The organism is Pseudomonas sp. Ost2 (genome assembly GCF_018326065.1).
GTDB classification, from domain to species: Bacteria; Pseudomonadota; Gammaproteobacteria; order Pseudomonadales; family Pseudomonadaceae; genus Aquipseudomonas; species Aquipseudomonas gingeri.
On the sequence record NZ_AP021904.1, the window covers coordinates 3,027,079 to 3,053,652 of the forward strand.

Annotated in this window: 23 protein-coding genes, 1 tRNA gene and 1 pseudogene; 16 read left to right on the forward strand and 9 right to left on the reverse strand. The window is 58.4% G+C overall.

Translation table 11 applies throughout. The features are described from left to right. The first annotated feature begins 57 nt into the window (after positions 1 to 57). Positions 58 to 1,278 carry a putative DNA modification/repair radical SAM protein gene (locus KI243_RS13455; protein ID WP_177086041.1) on the forward strand — a complete coding sequence of 407 codons (1,221 nt, stop codon included), beginning with the start codon at positions 58 to 60 and terminating at the stop codon, positions 1,276 to 1,278. Further along, complete coding sequence (locus tag KI243_RS13460; protein ID WP_212810990.1) at positions 1,275 to 2,123, forward strand: TIGR03915 family putative DNA repair protein; 849 nt, start codon at positions 1,275 to 1,277, stop codon at positions 2,121 to 2,123. Before KI243_RS13455 ends, KI243_RS13460 begins: the two co-directional genes overlap by 4 nt. Positions 2,124 to 2,263: 140 nt before the next feature. Here the strand turns inward: KI243_RS13460 and KI243_RS13465 are convergent, their stop codons facing one another. From KI243_RS13465 to KI243_RS13485, 5 genes are all read right to left on the reverse strand, one after another. Beyond that, on the reverse strand, positions 2,264 to 3,166 hold the full coding sequence (locus KI243_RS13465; RefSeq protein WP_177118435.1) for a DMT family transporter: 903 nt from the start codon (positions 3,164 to 3,166) through the stop codon (positions 2,264 to 2,266). A 39-nt stretch (positions 3,167 to 3,205) separates the two neighbouring features. Next, positions 3,206 to 6,751, reverse strand: coding sequence for an amino acid adenylation domain-containing protein (locus tag KI243_RS13470; protein WP_212810991.1), 3,546 nt, complete (start codon positions 6,749 to 6,751; stop codon positions 3,206 to 3,208). Between the two features lie 36 nt (positions 6,752 to 6,787). Next, positions 6,788 to 8,095, reverse strand: a complete 1,308-nt coding sequence (locus tag KI243_RS13475) for an aminotransferase class III-fold pyridoxal phosphate-dependent enzyme (protein ID WP_212810992.1) — start codon at positions 8,093 to 8,095, stop codon at positions 6,788 to 6,790. 92 nt (positions 8,096 to 8,187) lie between these two features. Beyond that, complete coding sequence (locus tag KI243_RS13480) at positions 8,188 to 9,438, reverse strand: iron-containing redox enzyme family protein (protein WP_017129137.1); 1,251 nt, start codon at positions 9,436 to 9,438, stop codon at positions 8,188 to 8,190. 591 nt (positions 9,439 to 10,029) lie between these two features. Further along, the gene (locus KI243_RS13485; protein ID WP_042936937.1) at positions 10,030 to 10,686 is read right to left on the reverse strand and encodes an oxygen-insensitive NAD(P)H-dependent nitroreductase NfsB; all 657 of its coding nucleotides are present in this window, start codon (positions 10,684 to 10,686) and stop codon (positions 10,030 to 10,032) included. Between the two features lie 105 nt (positions 10,687 to 10,791). On the opposite strand from KI243_RS13485, the gene KI243_RS13490 reads away from it, so the two are divergent. Further along, positions 10,792 to 11,709 carry a LysR family transcriptional regulator gene (locus KI243_RS13490; protein WP_042936938.1) on the forward strand — a complete coding sequence of 306 codons (918 nt, stop codon included), beginning with the start codon at positions 10,792 to 10,794 and terminating at the stop codon, positions 11,707 to 11,709. 272 nt (positions 11,710 to 11,981) lie between these two features. Continuing rightward, positions 11,982 to 12,068 (forward strand) — tRNA-Leu (locus tag KI243_RS13495). 84 nt (positions 12,069 to 12,152) lie between these two features. Here KI243_RS13495 and KI243_RS32865 read toward each other — a convergent pair. Then, positions 12,153 to 12,287: pseudogene (locus KI243_RS32865) on the reverse strand (integrase); the annotation flags it as partial. 136 nt (positions 12,288 to 12,423) lie between these two features. Here KI243_RS32865 and KI243_RS13500 point away from each other — a divergent pair. Continuing rightward, on the forward strand, positions 12,424 to 12,660 hold the full coding sequence (locus KI243_RS13500; RefSeq protein ID WP_017129140.1) for a type II toxin-antitoxin system ParD family antitoxin: 237 nt from the start codon (positions 12,424 to 12,426) through the stop codon (positions 12,658 to 12,660). Next, positions 12,657 to 12,986: a type II toxin-antitoxin system RelE/ParE family toxin gene (locus tag KI243_RS13505; protein ID WP_017129141.1), complete on the forward strand. Its 330-nt coding sequence runs from the start codon at positions 12,657 to 12,659 to the stop codon at positions 12,984 to 12,986. The genes KI243_RS13500 and KI243_RS13505 overlap by 4 nt, the downstream gene beginning before the upstream one ends. A gap of 301 nt (positions 12,987 to 13,287) precedes the next feature. Here the strand turns inward: KI243_RS13505 and KI243_RS13510 are convergent, their stop codons facing one another. After that, positions 13,288 to 14,184, reverse strand: coding sequence for a LysR family transcriptional regulator (locus tag KI243_RS13510; RefSeq protein ID WP_212811199.1), 897 nt, complete (start codon positions 14,182 to 14,184; stop codon positions 13,288 to 13,290). Positions 14,185 to 14,320: 136 nt separating this feature from the next. On the opposite strand from KI243_RS13510, the gene KI243_RS13515 reads away from it, so the two are divergent. From KI243_RS13515 to KI243_RS13560, 10 genes are all read left to right on the forward strand, one after another. Then, positions 14,321 to 15,067, forward strand: coding sequence for an SDR family oxidoreductase (locus tag KI243_RS13515; RefSeq protein ID WP_177106230.1), 747 nt, complete (start codon positions 14,321 to 14,323; stop codon positions 15,065 to 15,067). Positions 15,068 to 15,579: 512 nt separating this feature from the next. After that, positions 15,580 to 16,503, forward strand: a complete 924-nt coding sequence (locus KI243_RS13520; protein ID WP_103033127.1) for a dihydrodipicolinate synthase family protein — start codon at positions 15,580 to 15,582, stop codon at positions 16,501 to 16,503. A gap of 60 nt (positions 16,504 to 16,563) precedes the next feature. Further along, positions 16,564 to 17,676 (forward strand): ABC transporter ATP-binding protein, encoded by a 1,113-nt coding sequence (locus tag KI243_RS13525; protein WP_212810993.1) that lies wholly within the window; start codon positions 16,564 to 16,566, stop codon positions 17,674 to 17,676. Continuing rightward, positions 17,677 to 18,558 carry an ABC transporter permease gene (locus KI243_RS13530; RefSeq protein WP_212810994.1) on the forward strand — a complete coding sequence of 294 codons (882 nt, stop codon included), beginning with the start codon at positions 17,677 to 17,679 and terminating at the stop codon, positions 18,556 to 18,558. It abuts the gene before it with no gap. A gap of 5 nt (positions 18,559 to 18,563) precedes the next feature. Further along, on the forward strand, positions 18,564 to 19,352 hold the full coding sequence (locus KI243_RS13535; RefSeq protein ID WP_212810995.1) for an ABC transporter permease: 789 nt from the start codon (positions 18,564 to 18,566) through the stop codon (positions 19,350 to 19,352). 171 nt (positions 19,353 to 19,523) lie between these two features. Then, entirely contained in the window at positions 19,524 to 20,567 is a 1,044-nt protein-coding gene (locus KI243_RS13540; protein WP_042936851.1) for an ABC transporter substrate-binding protein, read from the forward strand. Positions 20,568 to 20,673: 106 nt separating this feature from the next. Next, positions 20,674 to 21,657, forward strand: a complete 984-nt coding sequence (locus KI243_RS13545) for an aldo/keto reductase (RefSeq protein WP_212810996.1) — start codon at positions 20,674 to 20,676, stop codon at positions 21,655 to 21,657. Next, positions 21,654 to 22,514: an amidohydrolase family protein gene (locus KI243_RS13550; protein WP_212810997.1), complete on the forward strand. Its 861-nt coding sequence runs from the start codon at positions 21,654 to 21,656 to the stop codon at positions 22,512 to 22,514. Before KI243_RS13545 ends, KI243_RS13550 begins: the two co-directional genes overlap by 4 nt. 25 nt (positions 22,515 to 22,539) lie before the next feature. Next, the gene (locus KI243_RS13555; protein WP_177086003.1) at positions 22,540 to 23,124 is read left to right on the forward strand and encodes a DUF1349 domain-containing protein; all 585 of its coding nucleotides are present in this window, start codon (positions 22,540 to 22,542) and stop codon (positions 23,122 to 23,124) included. 10 nt (positions 23,125 to 23,134) lie between these two features. Further along, complete coding sequence (locus KI243_RS13560; RefSeq protein WP_212810998.1) at positions 23,135 to 23,575, forward strand: RbsD/FucU domain-containing protein; 441 nt, start codon at positions 23,135 to 23,137, stop codon at positions 23,573 to 23,575. Between the two features lie 132 nt (positions 23,576 to 23,707). Here KI243_RS13560 and KI243_RS13565 read toward each other — a convergent pair whose 3' ends face one another. Continuing rightward, positions 23,708 to 25,264, reverse strand: coding sequence for an altronate dehydratase family protein (locus KI243_RS13565; RefSeq protein ID WP_177086002.1), 1,557 nt, complete (start codon positions 25,262 to 25,264; stop codon positions 23,708 to 23,710). A 196-nt stretch (positions 25,265 to 25,460) separates the two neighbouring features. Continuing rightward, positions 25,461 to 26,378, reverse strand: a complete 918-nt coding sequence (locus KI243_RS13570) for a LysR family transcriptional regulator (protein ID WP_177086418.1) — start codon at positions 26,376 to 26,378, stop codon at positions 25,461 to 25,463. Positions 26,379 to 26,574 lie beyond the last annotated feature (196 nt).

Below are 26,574 nucleotides of genomic sequence, written 5' to 3' on the forward strand. Positions count from 1 at the left end.
TTGCACGCGGACGTATCTCGGAATACTGTATGGATAATCAGTATAGAGATAGATCCCATGCAGCTTATCGCCAAGCTCGGCATCCTCGCCGATGCCGCCAAGTACGACGCTTCGTGTGCCAGCAGCGGCGCACCCAAGCGCAGCTCCCGTGGCCGTGAGGGGATCGGTGCCACCGATGGCATGGGCATCTGTCACAGCTATACCCCCGACGGCCGCTGCGTGTCGTTGCTCAAGGTGCTGCTGACCAATTTCTGCCTCTACGACTGCCAGTACTGTGTCAATCGCCGCTCCAGCAATGTGCCCAGGGCGCGTTTTACGCCGGAGGAGGTGGTGCGCCTGACCCTCGACTTCTATCGGCGCAATTGCATCAGCGGGCTGTTCCTGAGCTCGGGCATCATCCGCTCGGCCGACTACACCATGGAGCAGTTGGTGCGGGTGGCGCGCTTGTTGCGTGAGGAGCACCAGTTCCGGGGCTATATCCATCTCAAGACCATTCCCGACGCCGATCCCCTGTTGATCGAGGAGGCGGGACGTCTGGCGGATCGCCTGAGTGTGAATATCGAGTTACCCACCGAGGCGGGCCTCAAGCTGCTGGCGCCGGAGAAGCAGTTGATCACCATTCGCCAGGCCATGGGTACCATCCACCGCGGCCAGCAGGCGGTGGCCGGCGAGGTCAGGGCGCCGCGCTTTACCCCGGCGGGGCAGAGCACGCAGATGATCGTCGGCGCCGATGCCAGCGACGATCGTACGATCCTGCGCAACGCCGAATCGCTCTATCAGGGTTATGGCCTGAGGCGGGTCTACTACTCGGCGTTCAGCCCGATTCCCGACAGCCCCAGCAGCGTGCCTCTGGCTGCGCCGCCGCTGTTGCGCGAGCACCGCTTGTACCAGGCCGATTTCCTGATGCGCGGCTATGGCTACAAGGCCGGTGAGCTGTTGACCCAATCCACCCACCTGGCACTGGATATCGACCCCAAGCTTGCCTGGGCACTGGCCAACCGCGAGGTTTTCCCGCTGGATGTGAACCGCGCCGAACCGGCGTTGCTGGCGCGTATCCCGGGGATCGGCCTGCGCAGTGTGCAACGGCTGGTGGCGCTGCGTCGCGAGCGGCGTATCCGCTATGACGACCTGATCCAGATGCGTTGCGTGCTGGACAAGGCCCGGCCCTTTATCGTCACCAGCGACTATCGGCCACCCCAGGCGGAGATGCGCAGCGGCCTGTTGCGGGTGCGCCTGCGCGAGCCTCAGGCACCGTTGCAGATGGGGCTGTGGGGATGATCGCGCTGGACTGTGACGACGACTTCGGCACCTGGCGCGATCAGGCCCGCAGACTGCTCGGCCACGGTATCGATCCGGTCGATGTGACCTGGACGCAAGGCCCGATGGATGATCTGCTGGCCGTGCCGACACCGTTGCCGGCGGGGCCGGGGCTGTTCTGCGCGCGAGTCCCGGCGGCCCTGCTGGCCCAGCTCGAACAGGCCGCGCGCTATCGTGGCGAGCAGCGCTGGAGCCTGCTCTACGAGGTGCTCTGGCGGGTTGCCCACGGCGACCGTACCGCCATGCTCGCCGGCGACCGCCTGGGCAGCGAACTGCAGCGGCGGATCCGCCAGGTCAGCCGCGAAGCCCATCACCTGCATGCCTTCGTGCGTTTCGTGCCGTTGCCCGAAGCGCTCGCCGAACGGCTGCAACTGGATCTGGTGGCCTTCCACGAACCGGCCCACGACATCCTGGAAAGTGCCAGCGGCCATTTTGCCGAACGGTTGGGCCGGCAACGCTGGTTGATCGCAACCTCCCGCGACGGCATCCGTTTCGATGGTCAGGTCCTGGACTATCGACGCCGTTGCCCCGAGGAGTGGCGGCAGTGGGCCAGCCATGCCGACGATCCGGGCGCCGAGTTGTGGCTGACCTATTACCGGCACATCTTCAATCCGGCCCGGGTCAACCCCGATGCGATGCGCCAGCACATGCCCGGTCGTTTCTGGCGGCACCTGCCGGAAGGGCCGCTGATTCCACGGTTGGTGGGCCTGGCCCGACAAGGCAAGCAACGCGATGGGCAGGCGCAGGAAGTGGGCCAGCAGAACGGCAAGCGGATTGCGGTCGGGGAGGGAATGACTGGGCAGTAAGGTTGCGTAAGCGGCCATTTCAGTTTCGACTGGAGCGCCTACAACGATCCGCATCGTCGCTACTGAGTTCCTTTCGACGAGCGTCCGACAGCCCCGTGTCATACGGGGTTGTCGGATCATGGCCGGAGCCGGTTTGAGGCTCAGCCCAGGGACGTCCTCTGGGTCTGGCTTCGGTCCCCGATCAGACACAGCACCAGCGAAAGCACGATCGCTCCGATGCTCACATTCATCCATGGAGTGATCTGCTCATCCAGCAACAACGCAGACCACGCAATCCCCGCCGCCAGTGCTGCGAAACTGGCAAACGAAACGTATATCCCACCTGCCCGTCGTACCAGTTCGAAGAAGGACCAGACCTCAACTGCGGTGACGATCACCAGTAGTGCCACTTCCGATCCATGCTGGACGAGGTCCTGGTAGCCCATCTCCGACGTCGATGTAAAGAACAATGGGAGTGCCAACAACGCAGCCAGCACCGACTCATAGGCGGCCATGGTGAACACCCCCAGGCCTTTCGGCCAGGCCGCGGCGACGTACAGGTTGTACAGCGCGTAACTCACCGGGACCCCGATGGCCACCGCCAGCCAAAAGCGGGACGATCCCTGCGGAAGCGCTGCACTGGGCAGCAGGAGCATCATGGCTGCACCAATACCCAGTGCGGCACACAGCACATGCCAGAACGTGACCGTTGCCAGACGAAGCAGAAAGCCCAGGCAAATGCAGAAAACCGGTGTGCTTGTAACGATCAGGGTAAGCAAGGTCGAGTCAATGTAAGGCGCCACCACCAGTTCGAGCCAGATAGGGAATGCATAGCCAAGTACACTGCAGATGATCAGGAAGACCCACCATGACCGGTTGGTGCGCCACGAGCTGCGTGTGACGACCATCATTGCCAGGAACGCGATGGCCACACCGACCAGCGTCGGGAACAGGATCAGGTCTGCATGAACCCCGACGCTGGTGATTTTCTTGACGAGTACGAAGTGGAGCCCCCAGGTGCTGCCCATCAAGGCCAGCAGTAGAAAATTGATGTAGCGCGTCAATTCGGTATCTCCCTTTTAAATGAAACTCGCGGTTCGGCATCATCCATGCGCGACGGTTTGAGCTTGTAAGGATGGGGGAACTGATCCAGCCATCACGGTATAGGCCATCTGCTCCGGCGTGAGGCCTGGAGATTCTTCTTGCCCCCAGCATTCATGTGAGGCGATCGCTTCAGTGATCGTAAGGTCATCCATGCAGTCGGAAAGCGACAGCGACTTCACGACAGCGAACACTCTCAGCGCCGGGACATCCTGCGGGTACGCCAGAATGTGAGCGTTCAGCGTTGCCAGCCATGTTGCCGAGTTCACCAGGACCAGGTCTTTCACCTGCTGACGCATGGCTTGATGGATTTCGTCCATCGTGTAGCTTTTGCTGGAGCATAGATGATAGGTGCTTGTGGCTGTCGAGGGGAGGCTCGCCGGGTTTACTACGCGGGAGGCAATCTGGCCCGCGATGCGATCCGCCGGGCAGACTTCCAGCTGCATGGGCATGATCGGAAATTGTCCGATTCTCTGGCAGACACTCAAGAACTGGAAGACGTAGTCATTGCTGGCTTCACCCACGTTCGTGGTACTGCCCCACAGGCGACCACAGCGATAGATCGTTGCCTTGAGGCCCTCAGCCCGGAGCTGCTCCAGCAACATTTCGATCATCCATTTGCTTTGCAGATAACCGGAGGCCACGCTATCCACTTCCGCCATTTTGGTGCTGGGGGATAGGTGCGCGAGACGCGGTTTGGTGTCAAACAAGGCAAGAGATGAGACAAAGTGGAAGCCGGCGCCGCTTGCAAGAGCCAGGTTGATGAGGTTCAGGCTTCCGAGGACGTTGGTCGTCATCAGCTTCGAATAGGGTGACAACATATGGGTATCGGCGGCGCAATGCACGATATCGGCGACGCTGTGTTGCAATGCGTGCAGACAATCCTCGTCCAAGCCCAGTTGGTCGAGGTTCAGGTCACCCACGATGACATGCAGTCTTTGCCGCTCTTCATGGCGCACGTTAAGCGTTTGCATCAGTTTTCGACGAAGGGCTTCGGGGCTTTCAGCGGTCGAACTGCGAACCAGGCAGTGGATTGGACGTAGCGTTCTTTTCAGCAGGTCCTTGACCACGTGGCGTCCGAGCAGCCCCGTAGCACCTGTCACAAGAATGCCTTCTGCGATACGAGTGGAAGGGGGCGTGCCGACCCGGAGCAACCCCTTGAGCCGATCGAGTTCCGCATCGCGCCAGTCGCGGAAGTGTCGGGCCCTGTGTTGTACATGTACCGATTTACCGGCGTCGGTGAGAATCGTGCGCAGGCTCGCACAATGGTACAGCGTCGATACCGGCCATTCCCGACTGCTGTGCCGTTCCAGAAAGACAGCCAATCGCACGATCTCCAGTGAGTCGGCGCCATTCTCCGCCAGGCTGGCATCCCAGTTCAGTTCGCGTGCGCCCAGTATCGAGCGTATGCCTGCCATGAGCTCGCTTTCTGGTTGTGGGTCGAGATCGGCGTTCTCCCTTGTCCTGGCCATGGCGGTCGCGAGAGCCCGCACCCTGTTGTAATCGATCTTTCCAGCGAGAGTGCGCGGCATTTCGTCGAGCAGGACGAAGCTGTTCGGAACCATATAGGACGGAAGATCCAGGCTCAGCTGGTGACGCAAGTCAGTTTGTGTCACCTCGATACCAGGCATCAGTTGCACGGCGCACAGCAGCTTGGCATTGCTACCTGCGTCGGTCATGAGCACACAGCAATCCGACACTTCGGGCAGCGTTCGGACGATCGACTCGACTTCACCCAGGCTAATCCTGAAGCCCTGGCGTTTCACCACATTGTCCATGCGGCCGTGATACTCCAATGCGCCGTCGGCACCGATGCGTCCCAGATCCCCGCTCTTGTAATAGCGATGCTGGCTTCGATCGCTCTCGACCCGGATGAAGAATTTCTCATCGGTCATTTCAGGGCTGTTCAGGTATCCGGTGGCCACGCCCGGACTGGATATGCATATCTGCCCCATGCCCCCGAGCGGTGCCGGCCGGTCAAACCGGTCGAGCAAGACAATCCTGCTGCCGGCAATGGGGCGACCGATGGAGATAGCGTTTTTTATCTCGTCCCCGGCATAGGGCTGTCGCACGCGCTGGAGGGCTGTGACAACCGTCGTCTCGGTTGGGCCGTAGGAGTTGATCAGGTGTGGACGAGGTGGCGGGAGACGGAACCAGGCGTGGATATCGGATTTGTAGAGTGCTTCTCCGCCAATGACAACCAGATTGACGCTGGGTGGAAAGTGGAGGTTCTCCGATAGGCAGGCCAGACTGAGCTCTCGCCAGTAGCCGGTGGGCAAGTCCAGGAAAGTGATGCGTTGTTCATGCACGAACTGCAGAAACCTGGCAGGTCGCAGATCGACCTTCGAATCACGGATAATCAACGTTCCGCCGGCCATCAGGCAGGGATAGATTTCCTCAACGGAGGCGTCAAACGAGACGGTGGCAAATTGCAGGACCCTGGCATGACTCGTGAGATTGAAGGTGTGCCTGGCAACGCTGGCGTAGTACGAAAGCGATGAGCGTGAAACCATCACTCCCTTGGGGCGTCCGGTTGTGCCTGAGGTGAACAGCACGTACCCGCAACCCGAGTTGCCTTCGGATTCGGTTTCGGCTATCGAGCGAATCCTTGTTATTACCGCATCGCCCTCAATGATCCATCCCGCCCGAGCATCCTCGAGCATCAGTTTGCTGCGCTCGGCTGGCAGTTCGAGGTCTATTGGAATGTAGATGGCATCCAGCGAAAGCAACGCCAGCGCGGCAATGATAAAACCGCTTGAGCGTGGCAGGCGTAGTGCGACACGGCTGCCGGCGGTTACCCCCTCGCGTGCCAGCTCTGTGGCGAGCTTGCGGGCCTGCGCCGATAACTGTCCGTAACTGATCGTTGCGCCGGCATCACAAATGGCTGCTTTTTCAGGGTTCCGACCTGCATGGCTCTCGAATGCCTCCAGCACATCCTGATCCACGACGCCCTGCAGTTTGCCCAGCAACTCGGCGTTCGACTGTACAGGTCTTGCGAACTCCACAAGCTGTTGTGGAGTGAGATGATTGTCACTCTGAAGAGCCATCGCGATGGCCAGCAGCGCATCGAGGATCTCGTGAGCCAGGTCTTTTTCAAGCACCTGCCTGTCGAACAACAATTCGACCGAGGCTTCGCGGACATTCATCTGCAACTGGGCGGCACCGAACAAGCCCTGGCATTGCTCGGTGTCCGACCAGGCCCGTACCTGCCAGGGCGCGTGCTGTGCGCCGGACATGTCGTTCAGGGCTTTTCTGCAATCAGCACGAAGTGCGCTTGCCGATGCCAGCGGATCCACATTCGGGCAGTCGAGATGCCCTGCGCGAGAGACGACAACGCTGCTCACTTCTTCCGCCCAGTTGGCGTACCAGCAAGCGGCTACCAGCCAGGCGGTGAGCAGGCTGGCCTCGAATTCGGCGCCGGTCGTGCCCACGGCGTCCGCTCGCTCCAGGCTGACCGCGGCCTGGCTCACTGTCGAACTTTCGCTTTCCACGCCAGGCACTTGTGTATCGCGCACCGAATCTGTGTGTTCGATTTCATCGAATGTCATCTCTTATAGTCCTTTATGTTTTCGGCTCAATGACAGTTATTTCAGTACTTGCTGGATAACCAGGCAGAGATGATCGATTTGTTCCTGATTGATACACAGCGGGGGCGCGATCTCGATCGTCGGATCGTTGCGGGTGTAGTACAGGGAGGTGATCACGCCATGGTTCAACAAACGATCGCGAATCACCGCGACTTCTTCCGTCGTGGCGGGAGCCGGGGAGTCAGGTGACTTCAGGTGGATGGCCTGGAGCAGGCCCGTCCCGGTGAGGCCGGAGACCTTTGGATGTCCTGCGAACAAACCATGCAGCCTGTCTTTCAGGTAGACACCCATGGACGAGGCGTTCCCGAGCAGTTGCTCGTGGTCGAGAATCCTGATGTTTTCCAGCGCGGCCGCGGCCGCGGCTGGACGACCACCGAAGGTGGCGCCATGGGTGAACATGCTGTCGTTGCCCTGGGCGAAGGCAGAAGCGACACGTTCGCTGACGATTGTCGCCCCGAGGGAGTCGTATCCACTTGTGAGGCCTTTGGCGCAAACGATGATGTCTGCTTCTAGACCATAGTGTTCAGCGCTGAACCAACTGCCCATACGCCCGAATCCGGTAATGACTTCATCGACGATCAACAGGGCGCCGGTCTCCTCGCGCAGCCTGCGCAGCCCATCAAGATACTCGGTGCCGGGCGTCACCATGCCGTTGCTGGTTTCGATGGTTTCCAGCAGTACGCCTGCGACATCCTTGCCACGACCTGGGGTGGCCTTCAGGAGGTCATTGAAGGGATCATTGCTGTCGTGCATCGAAGGAATGGTCGCGGTCATGGGCAGAAGTGGACCGAACTCTTCTTTCAACGATGCAAAACCGCAGACCGACAGCGCGCCCAGCGTAACGCCGTGGTAGGCATGATCGCGGGAGACCAGCCATTTGCGTTGGCTTTCACCACTCTTGACGGCAAAGGCCCGGGCAATTTTCAGCGCGGTCTCTACTGCCTCCGAGCCGCTGTTGGTGAAGAACACCCGTGCATTGGCGCCGACGACGGGGGACGCCAGGTTTGCCAGGGTCTGAGCCAACTGGGTGGAATAGGGGTTGGAAAAACTGAACGGAGAGCAGAATGCTAGCGTCTTGGCTGCCTGGCTGGCGGCATCGACAATCGAGTCACGGCCATATCCGACATTCACACAGTACGCACCGCTGATGGCGTCCATATACTGGCGGCCCTGCGAATCCGTTACGTAGATGCCTTGTGCCTTGACCAAGGACGAGGGAAAAGCATCGGTCTTGCCAAGTTGATCGGAAGGGAAGAAGTGCAGCCAGGTATTGTCGTGTTCAGACAGGGACTTTTCTACAGGCATGGGGAATCCTTGCGCTTGTTATGCAAGCGCTTGTGTCATCAGGTTTCGGTGAGCGCGCGATTGATGGAGGATCAACTGCGCGCCACGTGTTATTAGTTGTAGTACGCGCCGTTGTTGCCGGCTTTGATATGGGCCGCAGTAAAGGGTGGAAGGCGAATCAGTCCATGTTCTGACGAAGTGCTGGCGGCCAAGGGATCAGTGAGGAATAGTTTTCCATCGCCCTGAAGATTGATTAGAAGCTCCTGAGCAGAGAAAAGATGTTCTGTCTGACCGGAGGCGACATGATTCGAAAGTTTAAGGTCCGAGCTTGTCAGTTCCGTGGAGTCAGCGGTTGTGCCTGTCAATATCTGATGGTCAAGCTCCAGCCCGAAAATATCCTGGTAAATCATCAACTCTACAAAACCGCGCAATATATGAGGCGCGGCATCATCACCAAAGCGATCCAGGGCATGGGATATAAGGTTGTCAAGAACCCAGCGACCATGTGCCTGGTCGACCGAAGTGTGAACGTCGAAGTAGTGACAGTCGACTTTTCCGCTGTAGATTTCGCGAACGGATTCACCCAGTTGTTTCTGCCATACAATGAAGCACGCTTCATTGCGGAAGAATGCGCCCAGGTAACGCAGGAACTTACTTTTATCGTGGCAGATCTGGTAGGTATAAGCCGAGACCAGCATGTTGCTGGTGAGGAAGTGGTCCTGGTAGGCATCCGGTGTATCGCTCAGACCAAGATCCACCATCGTCTTCTCATACAAATGGCTGTGTTTGTCCTCAGGGACGCCATTGCCCATCTCGTCCTGGTAGACCCGCAGCAAATGAGACTGCAAGGTGCCGAACGCGCCTGTTGCGTAAAGTCCCATCGGCGCGCCTTCGATAAGGAACTCGATCGAGAACTGCGTCAACAGGCTCCTCATCAGTGCCTGGCCGTTTGGGTCGTTGAGGATGTAGGAAAGCGTAGGGTCAAACTCGCCATTCTTGAGTCGACCAAACTCCTCATCCAGCTGTATGCCGAAGAACGACTTCAACTGCTCTGCCGAAACCGAGAAGTCGACTTTATCCAGTTGCGAACTGATCGGTGCAAATACGACGGCTTCGAGGGTTCTCAGCTCATCCAGGGCTTTCTTGCTTTTATCACGACCATATCGTTCGTCGAGATGCTGCTGGATGTCTCCTTCGATTTCCTTGTTCAGGAATAGCATGTCCTGTTCGTAGCAACCAAGCAGGCGTTTCACATTTTTATTCATGCGAGCGCCCAGGAGTTCCTCTGTTGCAAGATTGAGTTTTACAGTTTTCCCATTGGGGAGCGGATAGGAAAGATGGATAGCATTGTCCAGAAGCTTCATAGAGATCCTTTCATTTTATAGGCGAAACTTTTCCTGCGCTTTATTCCGGCGCAAGTTTCAAGCTAATTGGCGTTGTAGATATTGCACCCGCAAATAATGACATTCGCTGAGTTGAATCTCGGCGGGAAGTCGATGCGAATAGATTTCAGGCATCCATAAGATGCCGCAGTGCGGAGGGATCAGGTACGGTTGTTCCAACTAGGAAGTGTTGCTGAATCGCGTTGCGATGGGGGAATCATGAGGCGATGAAATACACAAAAGGATATGGCGGGGCATTGATTTCATTCCATGAAAGTATCGTGTCCTTGTTTCGAATCATAAAGTCGTAAAGCTGTAACTGTCAATGTGGAAAAGATAATGTTGGTGTTCGATATTATGTTCGTGGTTAGTTTGATTTTAGGCGGGCTGAAACCGGAGACTAGAAAAAAATCAATATTTTCATGGAGTAGCAAAAGCCTCATTGGAGGCGTCAGTAAAATATAATGAACGCAAGGGTTGCCTTGTTAACTCCCGGGCGATGATATCGGCATGGCCGGACCGCCTGCTCACGAGAGTCAGGCAGTCCGCCCCTGTCAAGGACTGCTCAGGTGCTCAAGCCAGGTGGGTAAACAGATAGTCCTGCGGCAGGCGCGACTTGGGCAGGGCGGCATTGAAATCACTGTCGCTGCGATAGCCCAGGCAGGCGATCACGACGCTGGTCAGTCCCTGTTCGTGCAGGTTCAGTTCGGCGTCCAGCGATTTGGCATCGAAGCCCTCCATCGGCGTGGCGTCGATACCCAGTGCGGCGGCGCCGAGCAGCAGGCTGCCGAGGGCCAGGTAGGTTTGTTTTTCCATCCAGTGCTGCAGGTCTTTCTGGTCGTAGCGGTGCAGGTTGACGAAGTGCGAGCGGATCTGCTGCTGGCCACTTTTGGCCGTATCGGTCGAGAAGCGCCCGTCCTGTTCCTCCTGTTTCAGTATCGTGTCCAGGTGCGCATCGCTCATCGCCGTGCGCGTGCACAGCACGATCACATGGGAGGCGTTCAGCACCTTCGGCTCATTGTTGGGGAAAGCCCCCAGGGCACCCTTGGCCAGGCGTGCCTTGCCCTCGGCGGTCGACGCGACAATAAAGTGCGAAGGCTGCGAGTTGACCGAGGACGGCACGTTGCGCAGCAGGGTCAGCAGCTCGTCGATAGTCGCCTGGGGAATGCTTTTCGAGGCATCGAAGGCTTTGGTGGTGTAGCGCTGGGTGGTGATCTGCGCGAGGTTCATCAGGTGCTCCAGGGAATGGGTTGAGGCGTTGGCGGCGATTCTGATCTTCGCGATCAAAGGGATAAAGAGGTAGCATCGGGTAGCTCTTTCACTCTGGGTGTGAAAATGATTCGAATCGATGACCTGGCGCTCTTCGTGCGTTCCGCCGTGCTGGGCAGTTTTTCCAATGCCGCGCGGGAAGTGGACCTGTTGCCTGGTCAGGTCAGCGCGGCGATCCAGCGCCTTGAGCGTGAGCTGGATATCCGCCTGTTTGCCCGATCCACCCGCAGCCTGCGCCTGACCGCCGAGGGCGAGCGCTACCTGCCGTATGCCCGCGGCGTGCTGGACACCTTGCGCGAAGGCCATGAGCAACTGCATGTCGAGCGCCTGGAGTTGCAGGGTACGCTGCAGATGGCGGTGTCTTCCGATCTGGGGCGCAACCTGCTGTCGCCCTGGCTGATCGAGTTTCGGCGCCTGCATCCACGGTTGATTCTGCGGCTGTTCGTGTCCGACCAGGTCTCCGACGTGTTCCGCGATCCGGTGGATGTCGCGGTGCGCTACGGACAGATCAGCGATGCGAGTTTTGTCGCCTTGCCCCTGGCCGAGAATCGCCGGGTGCTGGTGGCGGCGCCGTCCTACCTGGAAGCCCGCGGTCGCCCGCAAAGCCTGGAGGACCTCGCCGGGCATAGCTGTCTTTGTTATGTGTTGCAGGGGCGCTTCTATGACAAGTGGGGGTTCTACAAGGACGGGCAGCGCCGGGAAGTCTCGGTGACGGGCACGCTGTTCAGCGACGATGCCGATGTGGTCCGGCGCTGGGCGGTGGCGGGCGAGGGCATTGCCTACAAGGCCTGGCTGGAAGTGCGGGCGGATATCGCGGCGGGCCACCTGGAGCTGCTTCTGCCCGAGTACCACGGCGAGCATACCCGGCTCCAGCTGGTGTGCCCGCACCGCCGGCAGATCTCGGCGTCGGTGCAGGCCTTGTACCAGTTCCTCAAGGGAAAATTCCTCGAACTGGATCAGAAGGGACCCGTGTTGCCGCCTTGAAAGTGTCGGTGATGGTGTGGGAAAGCACGAATGGCAGTCGGCATGCGTCGCGATATTCCGTCGACTCACCTGAAACAACAGGCAATCCTTTGAAAATCATAAACTTGCGAAATAGGTCGATTGCCGAAAATTGACGCCGGCAAACTTGCTTCAAGGGGAGGGGATGTATATATTCGTCCCCTTGTCGCGCAGGCATCAGGACCGTCAAAAGGTTATGAGGCCATGGGGTTCCCGCCGAGGAGCCGCTGTGTTGACCGCTTCACCGCGCTGCCGCCCGAATGGCGAAATTGGTAGACGCATGGGACTTAAAATCCCCCGCTCGTAAGGGCGTGCCGGTTCGACCCCGGCTTCGGGCACCATATATATCAAGGGCTTACCAGTATTTTTAGCTGGTAGGCCCTTTTATTTTTTTCCGCAATCAGAAAATCTTTTCCGCAATCCGCTCATTTCGTCGGCGTGACCTTTGCACCGCGGCGCTTGCGGATGTACTGCTCTGTCATGCCGACGGTCGTATGCCCGAGCTGGTCTCGGGTCTCACGGACACTACCTGTCTACTCTTCTTTGTCCGTTGCGGCCTTGTCCAGTTGTACCGCAGCCCGAGATAGCGGTCCAGGTCCTGTTCGGCCAACGCCGCCTGAAAATTTAGCGGGCACCAGCGGTAGGCAGTGGTGGAGGTGTATACTTTGGCAAATTTTGTCAAAAGTGGACAAAGTCATGAGCACCATGAACATCTCCCTGCCCGACGCCCTGAAGTCCTTTGTCGATGACCAGGTGAATCAGCGTGGCTACAGCACCAGCAGCGAATATGTGCGGGAACTGATTCGCAAGGATCAGGATCGGCAGCATTTGCGCGACCTGCTGATGGCGGGAGCTGCCTCGGCGCCGACAGCTCCTGTGGGTGGTGATTACTTTGAGTCCTTGCGTGCCAGGGTTCGGACTGCTCGGGGATGAGGGTGAAACCCGTCATTCCGCGAGCGCTGGCTAGGCAGGATGTCGAAGACGCTATCCGCTTTTACCTGGACGAGCAGGCGGAGCAGGCGGCGCTCGGCTTTATCGATGCTCTGGAGCGGGCGTACAGCCTTATCAGTCGCCATCCGGCCTCGGGAGCCTCTCGTTATTCCCATGAACTCGAGTTGCCCGGTTTGCTTTGCTGGCCGCTAAAGCGCTACCCCTATCTGGTGTTCTATGTTGAGCGCGATGACCATATCGATGTCTGGCGCATTCTGCATGGTAGGCGGGACATCCCTGAATGGCTGGTCGACGGTCCGGCCCAGTGAATCCACCGATACACCTCTCCATCGAGCGGCGTTTTCTTGTGCATTTTCCCCTGTGCCATTTGCCGGAAAACTGATCAGTTGCAGGGTATTGATTCGCGCGAAACCCGCGGTATTGAGCATGCCAGACCGTCCAATCCAGATTAGTGCCGGCGGTGAATCAAGGCACTTGAGATACAAACGTTATGTCCCGATGACTATCCAGGCCCGCCGATTGCAACTGTGGTAAGCGTGCATCCGGTCTCACTACAAGGGGCCTTCGTGGTTCTGGTTATCCGTTCGCACGCTGGTCATGGGTTTGAGGCTACCTGAGGCGCTCATGGAATGCAGAGCTTTTTGCAAACACATCCGCCATGAAGTCCATGAAAACGATGGCTCGCTTGCGCAGCAGCCGATTCGCCAGGTAAACGACCTGGATCGGCACCTGTGGTGCTACGTAGTCGCTAAGCAGCAACTGAAGATTGCCACTTCTTAGCCCTTCCTCATAAAGCCATTGAGGGCCTTGCGCGATTCCTAATCCTGCATTGACGTACTCACGTATCGCCTCGGGTGAATTGACCCGCAGGCGACCGGAGACCGGGACATCGATGCCTTTGAACCGCCAGTTAGTACCGGTAGATAGCAGAGTGTAAACAAGGCAGTCGTGTTCCTTCAGGTCATCAGGCGAAGAGGGAGAGCCACGTTTCTCCAAGTACTCGCGGCTGGCCACACACACACGCTCGAACCATGCTAGTGGCCGGGCACGCATTGCGCTGTCCTCCAGGTGGCCAATGCGAATCGCGAGCTCGGCTCCCTCGTCGACCAGATTGACGTAGCGATCATTGATCTGCAGATCGAGCGACACTTCTGGATAGAGCTCCAGAAAGCTAGCCACATGGGGCACGATAAAGGTGTGCGCCAATGCAGTCGGGCATGCGACGCGCAGTAATCCAGACGGTGCCACGCTCCCTCTCAGAGAGGACTCTGACTCTTCTACTGACTCCAGAATACGCCGCGCATCTGCGTAGTACCGCTCACCTTCCGGTGTGAGCGTCAGCTTTCTTGTCGATCGGTGAAGCAGCCTGGTTTGCAGATGATCTTCGAGTGCGGCGACGTAACGGCTGACGTTCGGTTGTCCGAGTCCGAGATCACGTCCCGCAGATGAAAAACTGCCGGTCTCGACGGCGCGTACGAAACAGTTCATCAGTAACAACCGATCCATCACACGTCCTCTTTCATGCAGATTTTGCATGAGATGTATTCTATCTGGCTATCTTATCAGCGCTTTGGCATGAATACATAGTTGCTCTCAGAAGGTCAGTCGTCCGACTGGTCGTCACAAATGAGAGGAAATCTACATGTCCCGTTTACAAGGCAAGCGTACGCTTATCACTGGTGGCACCAGTGGCATTGGTCTGGAGACCGCAAAGCAATTCCTCGCAGAAGGCGCTCGGGTGATCGTCACGGGTGTCAATCCTGAGTCCATTGCAAACGCCCAAGCTGTCTTTGGCAGCGAGGTTCTGGTGTTGCGAGCCGACTCCGCCAGTGTCACAGCCCAGAAGGAGCTGGCCCATGCTGTTCAGTCTCATTACGGGCAGCTCGACGTTGCCTTCCTCAATGCCGGCGTATCCGTCTGGATGCCAATCGAAGACTGGAACGAGGAGATGTTTGACCGCTCCTTTGACATCAATGTCAAAGGCCCTTACTTCCTCCTGCAAGCACTGCTGCCGGTCTTCTCCAACCCTGCCTCGGTGGTTCTTAACACCTCGGTCAGTGCGCACCTGGGCGCCGCGCGTTCATCCATTTATGCCGCAACAAAGGCTGCCTTCCTGAACATGTCGAAAACGCTCTCTAGCGAGCTTCTACCGCGAGGTGTTCGAGTAAATGCGGTCAGCCCTGGTCCGATCGACACGCCGCTGTACGACAAGGCGGGTATCCCCGATGCCTACCGCGAGCAGGTCAACAAAGATATTGCTGCGACCATCCCATTTGGCCGTTTTGGCACGCCTGAAGAAGTAGCCAAGGCGGTGCTGTACCTCGCGTCGGACGAGTCTCGTTGGACGGTGGGAACGGAAATTATTGTTGATGGTGGTCGCTCGCTTTAACGAGATAGGCACGCCTTCGAGTCTGTACATCCCGCTTCCTGCCTGGGAGCGGGAGTTGTCGAAATAACACGAGCGAGTGTTCCAGCTGCAGTTGCCGAAGATTATGCGTCCCGGTTCCGCACGCATCTTCAGCAAGCCAAGGCCATCTTGGTTAGCTGAATCGGGCCACTTTCCAACTGGTTTTTTCTCACTGAGAAGAAGTATTTAGAGACTAGACGCAGCCTGGACCCGGCTGCTTCGTGGAAACCCTGATGGGCAGGGATGATGGTGAACCGAGCCGCTGAAAGGCGAGGGTGTATTAAGGAATCGCCATCCAGTCGTTTGCCCCGGACCATGGACGAGGTCACCCCCGCATCACCCGACCTTGCCGCAAGCGCCTGCTGAAACGCCGCTCCACCCGGGGATAGCCAACGGTTATCGGCGGGGGCGCACTTCTCATTACTCGCTCCGCATGAAGTGCAGTATTTTCAACTCATCCGGTTTCGCGGTGTTAAGTGGAAGAGGTTTTTGCGATGCAAACGACTGGGCCGTACTCGGGGCTGTTTCCTGTTGCCCCAACGCCATTCAGCGATGCCGGCGAGCTCGATTTCGAGGGGCAGGGGCGGGTGCTTGACTGCATGATCGACCAGGGCGTGGATGGCATCTGTGTCCTGGCCAACTACTCGGAGCAGTTTCTGCTCTCGGATGAAGAACGGCGGCAACTGACCGAGTTCTGCCTGGCGCATGTCAAGGGGCGGGTGCCGGTGATGGTCACCTGCAGCCACTTCAGTACCCAGGTCGCCAGCCAGCGTGCGCGCCACGCGGCGGAGCACGGGGCGGCGCTGATCATGCTGATGCCGCCCTATCACGGCGCGGGCATCAAGCTGGAGCCGCGCTTGATCCGCGAGCACTTCGAGCGTGTCGCAGAGGCGTGCCAGTTGCCGATCATGATCCAGGACGCGCCGCTGAGCGGCGTGACGCTCTCCACGGCTTTCCTGGCAGAAGTGGCTCGTACCCTGCCGCTGGTGCGTTACTTCAAGATCGAAGTCCCCGGCACCGCTGCCAAGCTGCGCGAGCTGATCACGCTCGGCGGCAGCAGCATCGTGGGGCCTTTCAACGGTGAAGAGGCGATTACGCTGATGGCCGATCTGGATGCCGGTGCGCGTGGGGTCATGGCCAGCGCGATGATTCCGGACCTGATCCGTCCGGTGATGAGCGCCCATGCCGAAGGCCGTCGCCAGGACGCGATCCAGGCTTATGAGCGGATTCTGCCGTTGATCAACTATGAGAACCGCCAGTGCGGATTGCGTGCGGCCAAGACGGTGATGAAGGAGGGCGGTGTGATCCGCTCCGACAGCGTTCGCCATCCCTTGGAGGCACTGCATCCGCAGACACGTGAGGGCCTGCTTGAACTGGCCAGGGCGGCCAATCCGATTGCCCTGCGATGGGGTAAGTAAGTCGGTAAGGTGGGTGAGGTGAGTTGGTATTTGTCTAAGGCTAGGGTGAGAACAAGAAAAATGACTGTTTTAGCTAATCCTGTTTTGTCCACCGTCACATCGGACTTGATTCGTCTTGTGGGTGTAACGAAGTCATACGGTAGCATCAATGTATTGAAACCCGTTGACCTGGACATCAAGGACGGTGAGTTTCTTACTATCCTTGGCCCGTCCGGGTCCGGTAAAACCACCATTCTACGAATGATTGGCGGATTCACGGCGCCTACATCCGGTCAGATTCTCCTGCGGGGAACCGACATTGTAAGCCTGCCGATATTCAAAAGACCGTTCAATACGGTATTTCAGGATTACGCGCTTTTTCCCCATATGACTGTGGCGAGCAACGTCGGATATGGTCTCCGTATCCGACGCATGCCTGCCGATCAGATCAAGGCCAAGGTCAGGGCCGTACTTGAGACCGTCAATCTGGCGGACAAGGCGGATCGATACCCTGCCGCGCTCTCCGGCGGCCAGCGGCAACGTGTGGCGTTGGCGAGGGCTATCGTCTGTGAGCCGCAAGTGGTCTTGCTCGACGAACCCCTCGCGGCACTTGACGCCGAGCTGCGTCGATCGATGCAGGAGTTTCTCAAGGATCTGCAGCGCAGAATCCGGACGACATTCGTATTCATCACTCATGATCAGGAAGAAGCGATCTCGATGTCGGATCGTATCGCGGTCATGGACCACGGCAATCTTGTTCAAGTTGGAACGCCCAAGGAAATCTACTACAGGCCGAAAAGCGAGTTTGTAGCAAAGTTCTTTGGGGAAAATAATTTACTTCCCACGATCACGGACTCCCAAGGTGGCGCATCCATGATTGAGAGTCCCTTGGGCAGGCACGTGTCACCAGGGCCCAAGGGCAAGGGTTTTCAACTGGCGATCCGGCCTGAAAGTTTCAGCCTGCATGATGGGAGCGAGTGCAAGCCGGATCAGCAGGTCACGACGGCAAAGCTTGAGGGTGTGACATTCCTGGGACCTACCACGCAGTTATCGCTTTCACTGGGAGCAGCGGCGGCGCACCGAATCAAAGTGCGCATACCGACCGCACTGTGGACGAATAATCTCGGCGTTGGCGCAGAGGTCTCGCTGCGCTGGTCGGAATCCGATATCAGCTTCGTGCCGAGAGAATCCTAGATGACAGCCCTGATCCTGAATATGGAAGCCGCCAACCCGAATCGGCTACAGCTCGCCAAGATCATGGTAAAGCTGGTTATCTACGGCGTGCCAACGGTGATGGTTCTGGTCCCGCTGGTGTCCTTCCTGGCCTACAGCTTCCTGGAACAGAAAGGCGGTGTCCTTACCGGCAGCCTGACCCTGGCCAACTACGCGGGCTTTTTTGCAGGTAGTTATCTCAAGGTCTTTCTGGGCACGCTGAAGCTGGCATTTTTCGTTGCGTTTGTCGCCCTGGTTTTTGGCTATATCATTTCGTACCTGATCTGGCGTCTGGAAGGCTCGGCCCGTTACCTGCTGCTTTTGTTCAGTGCACTGCCATTGGTTATGAATTACGTCGTAAAGATTTACGCGATGCGCAGTATTCTCGGCTACAACGGCTTCTTGAATTCGGTTTTGTTGTCCCTGGGAATCATTGATGTGCCCAGTCGGCTTTTTATATTCAACCAGACAGCCGTGATGATTGCGATGGCGGTCATCTATCTGCCTTTTGGCATATTGCCGATATTCCTCGCGCTAGACCGTATTCCACCCTCGTTGATTGCTGCCGCGGCTGATCTTGGGGCCAAGCCTGGCCGGATCTTCATGACGGTCATTCTTCCGCTCAGCCTGCCCGGATCGATTGCCGGGGCGCTATTTGTGATGGTCATTGCCCTGGGCGATTACCTTACTCCGCAAATGGTAGGGGGGAGCGAGGGGTTCACTTTCGGTCGCGCCATCTGGAGTCAGTTCGGCATGGCATTCAACTGGCCGTTCGGTGCGGCACTCGCAGTCGTGCTGCTTGTAGCCGTCATAGCCATCATCGGGCTTGCGTCCCTGATTTCCCGCGCGGGGAGAGTAAAATGACACCCATGGAACGTATCACCGTTGCTGTACTGTGGATCATGGGTATTTTCGCGTTCGCCGTGCTTTATGCGCCGGCAGCGATAGTGGTCACACTCTCGTTCTTCAGTGTCAAGGATCACCAGGTTGATTGGTCTGATTTCAGTTTGCAGTGGTATGGCAAGTTTTCCGAGAACTCCCAGTTGCTGGAGTCGCTCGGGAACTCACTGCTTGTCGGTGCCTGCGCTGTAGTCATCGCGACAATTATTTCGCTGGCCCTTGCGTATTACATGAAGACGGGGGCGCGCAAAGGGCAGAAATATATCGAGTTTGTAATATTCCTGCCGTTCGTGCTGCCTGCGATCATCACCGGTATTTCGTTGTTGGTGGCTTTTCGGGAAGTTGGCCTGGAACGCAGCCTGGTGACCGTCACCATCGGGCACGTCGTGCTGATTCTGGCGGTGATCTATCGGATGATCATAATCCGCCTGGACACACTTGAAAGCTCGCAGATTGAAGGCTCGCTCGATCTTGGCGCGAATGGCTTCGAGACCTTTATCTATATTGTCTTCCCGCAGCTGCGATCAGCGCTGGTGACCAGCTCCTTGCTGGCGTTTGCCCTTTCTTTCGACGAAACGCTGGTGACGTTCTTCCTGGTCGGCGGGGATAGCACACTGCCAATGCGCTTATGGGCAATGATGCGAACCGGTTTCACCCCCGAAATCAACGCGCTGGTCTCGGTGGTGCTCTGTGTGACGCTGGTATTTGCAACGCTAGGCGCGATATCCCTGCGCCAGAGTATCGAGCGCAAGGCATGAGGAGAAAAGAGGGCGTCAACTCAAAAATAAAACCATGATAAATGGACGTGGGAAAACTTTGGAAAATTGCTTCGCGACTGCCGTTCTTGTTGTAGCAACTTAGGATGGGCGGAACATTGCGCCCATGGAATATTGCACATAATAACTTTAAAAATATCGAGAGAGGGCGAAATGAAAAGACGTGACTTTTTGGCTTTGAGCACAGTCGTCGCAGCAAGTGCGCTAATTACTCCGGGTTTTATGCGTTCGGCCAGTGCGGCAGGCAAGGAACTGAGGGTGCTGACCTGGGAAGGTTACGCTGACGACCAATGGGTGAAGGCCTTCGAGAAAAAAACAGGTTCTTCGGTAAGCGTCACTTATGCGGCCAGTGTCGACGAGATCTTCGCAAAAATGACGGCTTCGCAGGGCGCCGATTACGACGTGATCGCCATCGAGACCTCTTCCTACAAGCGTCTGACCCAGGAAAAGCTGATCCAGCCTCTCGATCTGGCCAGGCTCCAGAACGCCAGGAACCTGATGCCCACTTTTCAGAATGTCTCGGCCATCGTCTTTGATGGCAAGACTTACGCGGCGCCCTTCGCCTGGGGCTCCATACCGCTGATTTACAACGCTGATGTATTCAAGGTCGCCCCTGATAGTTGGGCGGTGCTCTGGGACGAGAAATACAAGGGGCGGATGATCATCGTCGATGATGCCAACAACGCTATTGTGACGGCGGCGCTGACCCTGGGAATCAAGGATCCTTTCAATCTGACGGATGATCAATTCGCATTGATCAAGACGAAGTTGTTGGCTCAGAAAGCCAATATCGCCAGCTTTTATTCCGGCTTTGACGATGGGGTCAGCATCTTTGCCCAGGGTGGCATCGATTTGATGATGTCCATGGGCGAGCCCCAGGCCGCGATGCTCAAGAAGCGAAACGTCAATGCGGCGCTCACTATTCCCAAAGAGGGCGCCATCGGCTGGATCGATTGCTGGTGTATCAGCGCCAAAGCCCGCGATAGCGGTCTTGCACACGCCTGGGTCGATGCAATGCTGGAGAAAGATGTCGGCACCTATATCAGTGAAAAAACCGGTTATGGCAACTCTACGAACGAAGCTGCAAATATCAAGATAGGCCTGAACTACTCGGAAAAGCTGGTCTTCCTGCAGGCGCCTGAAGATTTTGGCCGGCGTATCGAACTATGGAATGAAATCAAGGCAACGGCCGTGTAGTGGGGTCGCTGCATCAATAAAGACAAGAAGTCCCCGCCATTATTATTTCCTGCTGTGATGAAAGAAGTCACAGCTGGATGGCTGTGCATATGAGAGGAAAAATTTCATGAAGGAAATATTTGAGGCCGTGCCTCTTGGACTGACCGAGCTTCGAGTGAGCAGGCTGGGAGTAGGCACCACGGCCATTGGTGGTCTCTACTCGCCGACCAGCGCCACCAGTGCCGAAGAAACGCTGGAGGCCGCCTGGGACCTGGGTGTTCGCTTCTTTGACTCCGCCCCGCAATACGGCAACGGCATGGCTGAACAGCGTCTGGGGGCTTTTCTAAAGCGCAAGTCTGGCGATGACTATGTCGTGTGCACCAAGGTCGGCCGTCTTCTGCGGGTGCCTGAAACGCCGGTCGTTGATGGTTACTACAAGGACACACCGCCCGAGCGCCCGGTCTTCGACTTCAGTTATGACGGCGTGATGACGTCGGTGGAGGAGAGCCTGGCCCGACTGGGCCTCGAGCGCATTGACGTATTGCATATCCATGACCCTGACGCCAGTTATCAGCAGGCCATCGAGGGCGCCTATAAAGCGCTCGACCGGTTGCGCGCCGACGGCACCATCGGTGCCGTCGGAGCCGGCATGAACCAGAGCCGGATGCTTGCCGAGTTTGCTCGCAATGGCAATTTCGACTGTTTTCTGCTGGCAGGCCGCTACACCCTCCTGGAGCAAGGTGCCCTTACGGAACTGCTGCCTCTTTGCGTCCAGAAAAACATATCGATCATTATTGGCGGGGTCTATAACAGCGGCATTCTCGCCAATCCGAGTGCCGGCGCGAAATTCAACTACGAGGACGCAGACCGGGCGCTCATAGAGCGGGCGCTGATGCTGGAGAAGGTCTGCCTGAGCCATGGTGTGCCCTTGAAAGCGGCGGCCATACAGTTTCCCCTCGCTCACCCGGCAGTGGCCAGCGTTCTCACCGGGCCCAGAACCGCCGAAGAAATGCTGGAAAACGCCGAGCTGTTCCGCCTGCCCATTCCAGGTGCCTTGTGGCAGGACCTCAAGACCCAGGGCCTGATCTCTGCCGATGCTCCAACAGCATGAAGAAAAGCATGCCGAATCAGATAATCGATACCCACCAGCATTTTTGGGATCTGACCACCGGATCCTATCCATGGATGGCGGGCGATGAAATGCGCGCTCTTCGCCGCAATTTCGCTCCGCACGACCTGCAGCCGCTGTTGGTCGATAATGGCATCGGTTCCACTATCGTCGTGCAATGCCGGCATGATCTGTCAGAGACCCGGGACCTCCTGGCGATAGCCGCGGCCCATGATTTTGTCATCGGCGTTGTCGGCTGGGTCGATCTGCAGTCGGACGACGTGCCGGCGCAGATCGCCGCCTTGCGCGCATTGCCCGGTGGCGACAAGCTCGTCGGAATACGCCATAACGTTCATGACGAGCCGGATCCTGACTGGCTGTGTCGCTCCCGCGTACAGGAAGCGGTTGGCGCGGTCATAGAGGCCGGATTGACGTTCGACCTGCTGGTTCGCACAAGGGAGCTACCGGCTGCGACGCTGCTCGCAAGGCGTTATCCGCAGGGGCGTTTCGTACTTGACCATCTTGCCAAGCCTCCGATCGCCGAAGGGTTCAGCCCCGCCTGGCGCGAAGCGTTCGAGCTTCTCGCCGAAAGCGACAATGTCTGGTGCAAGGTCTCTGGCCTGGTCACCGAGGCGGACGCCGAGTCATGCGCAGCAGAAACCTTCGACTTCTATACACGCACTGCACTGACGGTATTTGGCCCCGGGCGCATTCTATTCGGCTCGGACTGGCCCGTTTGCACCCTGGCGGCTACCTACTCCGGGGTAAAGGCGATCGCCGAGCGACTCGTCGAAACGCACCCCGAGATTGCCAGCCGCTTTTTTGAACTGAACGCCCTCGACGCCTATAACCTGCGTTGAGGCCCTGGAAGAAAAGGATAACCCTATGAGCATCGACCTCGGTACCGGAACCTGGCTGAACCCACCAGCCCATTGGGTGGCGGATGACGCCGGCCTCACCCTGACCACTGACGAGAAAACCGATTTCTGGCGGAAAACGCATTACGGCTTCATCCGCGATACGGGGCACTTTCTCGGCTTCCCGACGGGCAGCGAATTCACCGCGCAGATTCGTATCCAGGGGGCGTTTCGTACGCTTTACGACCAGGCTGGCCTGATGGTGCGGATTGACGAAACGCGCTGGATGAAAACCGGCGTGGAGTTCACGGACGGTGAGTTGTTTCTGAGCACCGTCATCACCGACGGCCAGTCGGACTGGTCGGTTTCCCAACCTTTCAAGGAACTGGAGGACTTCTACCTGAGAGTCACCGTGGCCAAAGGCACGATGCGGATCCAGGCCTCCCGTGACGGTGTCTTCTGGCCGCTGTTGCGTCTTGCCCCATTCCCGGAGGCGGAAAGTTATCAGGTAGGCCCCACCGCCTGCACGCCGGAACGAAGCGGCCTGACCGTGCGCTTTTCAGCGTTCTCCATCGGCCCGGCCACCACCAAAAACCTCCACGACTTGAGCTGAAGGAGTTCCCATGCTGATTGGTATCGATCCTATCCTCAACGCTGACATCCTCTTTGCCTTGCGATCCATGGGCCATGGTGACGAGATCGTCATTGTCGATGGCAGCTTTCCCGCCCAGACGGTGGCCAAACGGCTGATCCGCATGGAAGCGGCGGACCTGCCACGGATGTTGAAGGCCGTGCTCTCGGTCATGCCGATCGATGAGTCCGAACCCGATCCGGTCGTGGGGATGGAAGTAATAGATGAACCCGACACCCTCGTAAGGGCGCACACGGTGATCCAGGACGCACTGAACGCACTGCCCGGCGAATCGCCGAATCTCTGTCGCATTGAGCGCTTTGCTTTCTACGACCGGGCCAAGGAAGCTTTTGCCATTATCGCCACGGGTGAAACGCTGTTCTACGGCAACGTCATCATCCGCAAGGGTACCGTCAACCTGGGCGGAAACTGACGGCGGCAGAGCCCCTCGGATAGACGTTCTGTCACGTCGAGGGGCTCTGGTGGCACCAAGTGTCTTGGTGCATGGGATCTCAAGCTGATCATCCATGCACCCCTTCAACATGGAACAGTGCGTTCCTGCCGCTCAGGTGATCGCGCCAATCTGCCAGGGCACGAACTCGTTCTGCCCATAGCCGTGGCGTTCGCTCTTGCTGCGCTCTCCCGAAGCCACGCGCAGGATCATGTCGAAGATATGGGCGCCCCGATCCTCGATCGTATCGGTGCCGTCGGCGATGCCGCCACAGTTCACGTCCATGTCCTCTTCCTGATGGTTGAACATGTGCGAGTTGGTCGCAATCTTGATCGAGGGGGAGGGGGCGCCACCGAAGGCTGATCCGCGGCCGGTGGTGAAGGCAATGAGGTTGGCACCTCCCGCCACCTGGCCAGTGGCCGAGATCGGGTCATAGCCCGGGGTATCCATGAACACCAGGCCATGGGCGGTGACCGCTTCGGCGTACTCGTAGACATCGACCAGGTTCGTCGAGCCGCCCTTGGCCACGGCGCCGAGTGACTTCTCCAGGATGGTGGTCAGCCCACCGGCCTTGTTGCCGGCCGAGGGGTTGTTGTTGAGCTCGGCATTCATGCGTTGGCAATAGCTTTCCCACCAGCGGATCCGCGCGATGAGCTTTTCACCGACCTCGCTGCTCACCGCGCGGCGTGTCAGCAGATGTTCGGCGCCATAGATCTCCGGGGTCTCGGAAAGGATCGCCGTGCCGCCTGCCGCCACCAGCCGGTCGACCGCATTGCCCAGGGCCGGGTTGGCGGTGATCCCGGAGTAGCCATCCGAGCCGCCACATTGCAGCCCGACGATGAGATGCCTGGCACTGACCGCTTCCCGGTGTACCTGGTTGGCAGTCGGCAGCAGGGCCTTGATCTGCTCGATGCCGTTGGCGATGGATTTCGCCGTGCCGCCGGTCCCCTGGATGGTGAACACACGCAGGTGCGGGCCTGCTTGCAGGTGGCGGGCCTTGAGCAGGTCGTCGATCTGGTTGGTCTCGCAGCCCAGGCCGATCATCAGGACGGAATGGAAATTGGCGTGAACCGCATAGCCCCCCAGGGTTCGCTGCAACATCGCCAGGGCCTCGCCGCCCGGGTCCACGGCACAGCCTATGCCATGGGTCAGGGCTACCACGCCATCGACGCCCGGATACTCTGCGAGGGCCTCGGGATGGATGTCGCGACGGAAGTAGTCGGCGATCGCCCGCGCCACGGTGGCCGAGCAGTTCACCGAGGTCAGCACGCCGATGTAGTTGCGCGTCGCCACGCGACCGTCCGGGCGAACGATACCCATGAACGTCGCTTCCCGATGCGGCGTCTGTCTGGCGTCGATGCCGAACTCATGATTGCGGGAAAAGTGCGCCATGCCGAGGTTGTGACTGTGGACGTGTGCGCCGGCCTCGATCAGGGCCGACGCGACCCCGATGATCTGGCCGTAACGGCGAACGTTCTCGCCGGCCTCGATACGCCGTACGGCCACCTTGTGGCCGGCGGGAATCGCCTGCCGGACAACGACGCCTTCCGCCTCCAGCAACAGACCGGCAGGGAGCGGCTGGCGCGCGATCAGCACGTCGTCATGCGGATCCAGCCGGATCGTGGCCGCCACAATCTGGCTTTGCGCACTTGTTTTAGCAATCAATTCCATTACGGCACCTTACTGGAGGGGAAAGCGGATGCTTTGCTGCAGGGTTCATGGCGCGATCCTAGCGCCGGCCCGGCGGGGCGGGTAATGAAAATCCGGAGGCTTGAGATAACCGAGCGTTATCTGTGTGACCGAATCGAGCGAGGCCAGGCGATATTCAACCCGGTGGCGCTGATATCGGTTGCGTCGACAAGGGGAATTACTTCGTCAGTTCTTCGATCAGCAAGTGGGTCAGTTGCGAGAGTTCCACCTGGGTACGCGTGACGATGGCGAACGGCTCGGTCTTTGGTGTGATGGTGCAGGGCAACTGCGTCAACATGGCCTGCAACAACGGCAGTTCCGCCACGTCGGTAGGCAGTACCGCGACCAGGTGGGGGTCGCTGATCAGCAACAGCAGCGTGGCGAAGGTGGACGAGGTTTCGATGGGGTGGGCCGGAAAGTTCACGCCGGCCTCATGGAACTCGCGCTCCAGCGTCTGGCGCAGCGGCATGTTCGCCGAGAAGATCACCCAGCCGGAATCCGCCAGGTCCTCCAGGGTGAGCGAGGTGTGCCCCACCAGCGGATGCTTGGGGTTGGCCATCACCATCAAGGCTTCGGGTTTCATGCTGATGCTGTCATAGGCCGTGGGGCGCGGGCTCACACTGGGGTAGCACAGCGCCATGTCCAGGCGACCCTGGTCCAGCAGGCTCAGCAGCTTGACGCTGGTGTCTTCGACTATCTCGATGGTCGCCTGGGGTTGACGCTCGCGCAGCCGCAGCAGGCCGGCCGTCAGCAGCGGCACGCCGCCCATGATCGTGCCGACGGTGATGCGTCCGCCATGTCCCTGGAAGATCCCGTGCATCTCCTGCCGAAGGTGGGCCAGGTCGGTCAGGATCAAGCGTGCGTAGCGAATCGCGCAACGGCCCATCGCATTGGCGTTCAGTCCCTTGCTGGTGCGCTCGAACAGCGTCGCGCCGAGGGTTTCCTCTACATCGTGGAGGGCCTTGGTCGCGCCGGGCTGGGTGATGCCGATGATTTCCGCGGCCCGGTGGATGGAGCCGTGATCGTCCAGGGCAATCAACAGGCGCAACTGCTTGAGGCGAAGGCGCGAGGAGATGGTTTCCAGGGTTGGCATCATCGTCAGGGTGCGCTTTTTCAAAGAGATGACCCGCATTAGGCATCAGCAGGCGGGAAAACTCCAGCCGCCTCCGGTCCTGCCGCCAGCCCTTGTGGAAACGCCGCTGCACCCGGCGATAGCCAACGGTTATCGACAGGGGTGTACTTCTCATTACTCGCCCCGCATGAAGTGCAGTACTTTGGGTTCAGCCGGTTTC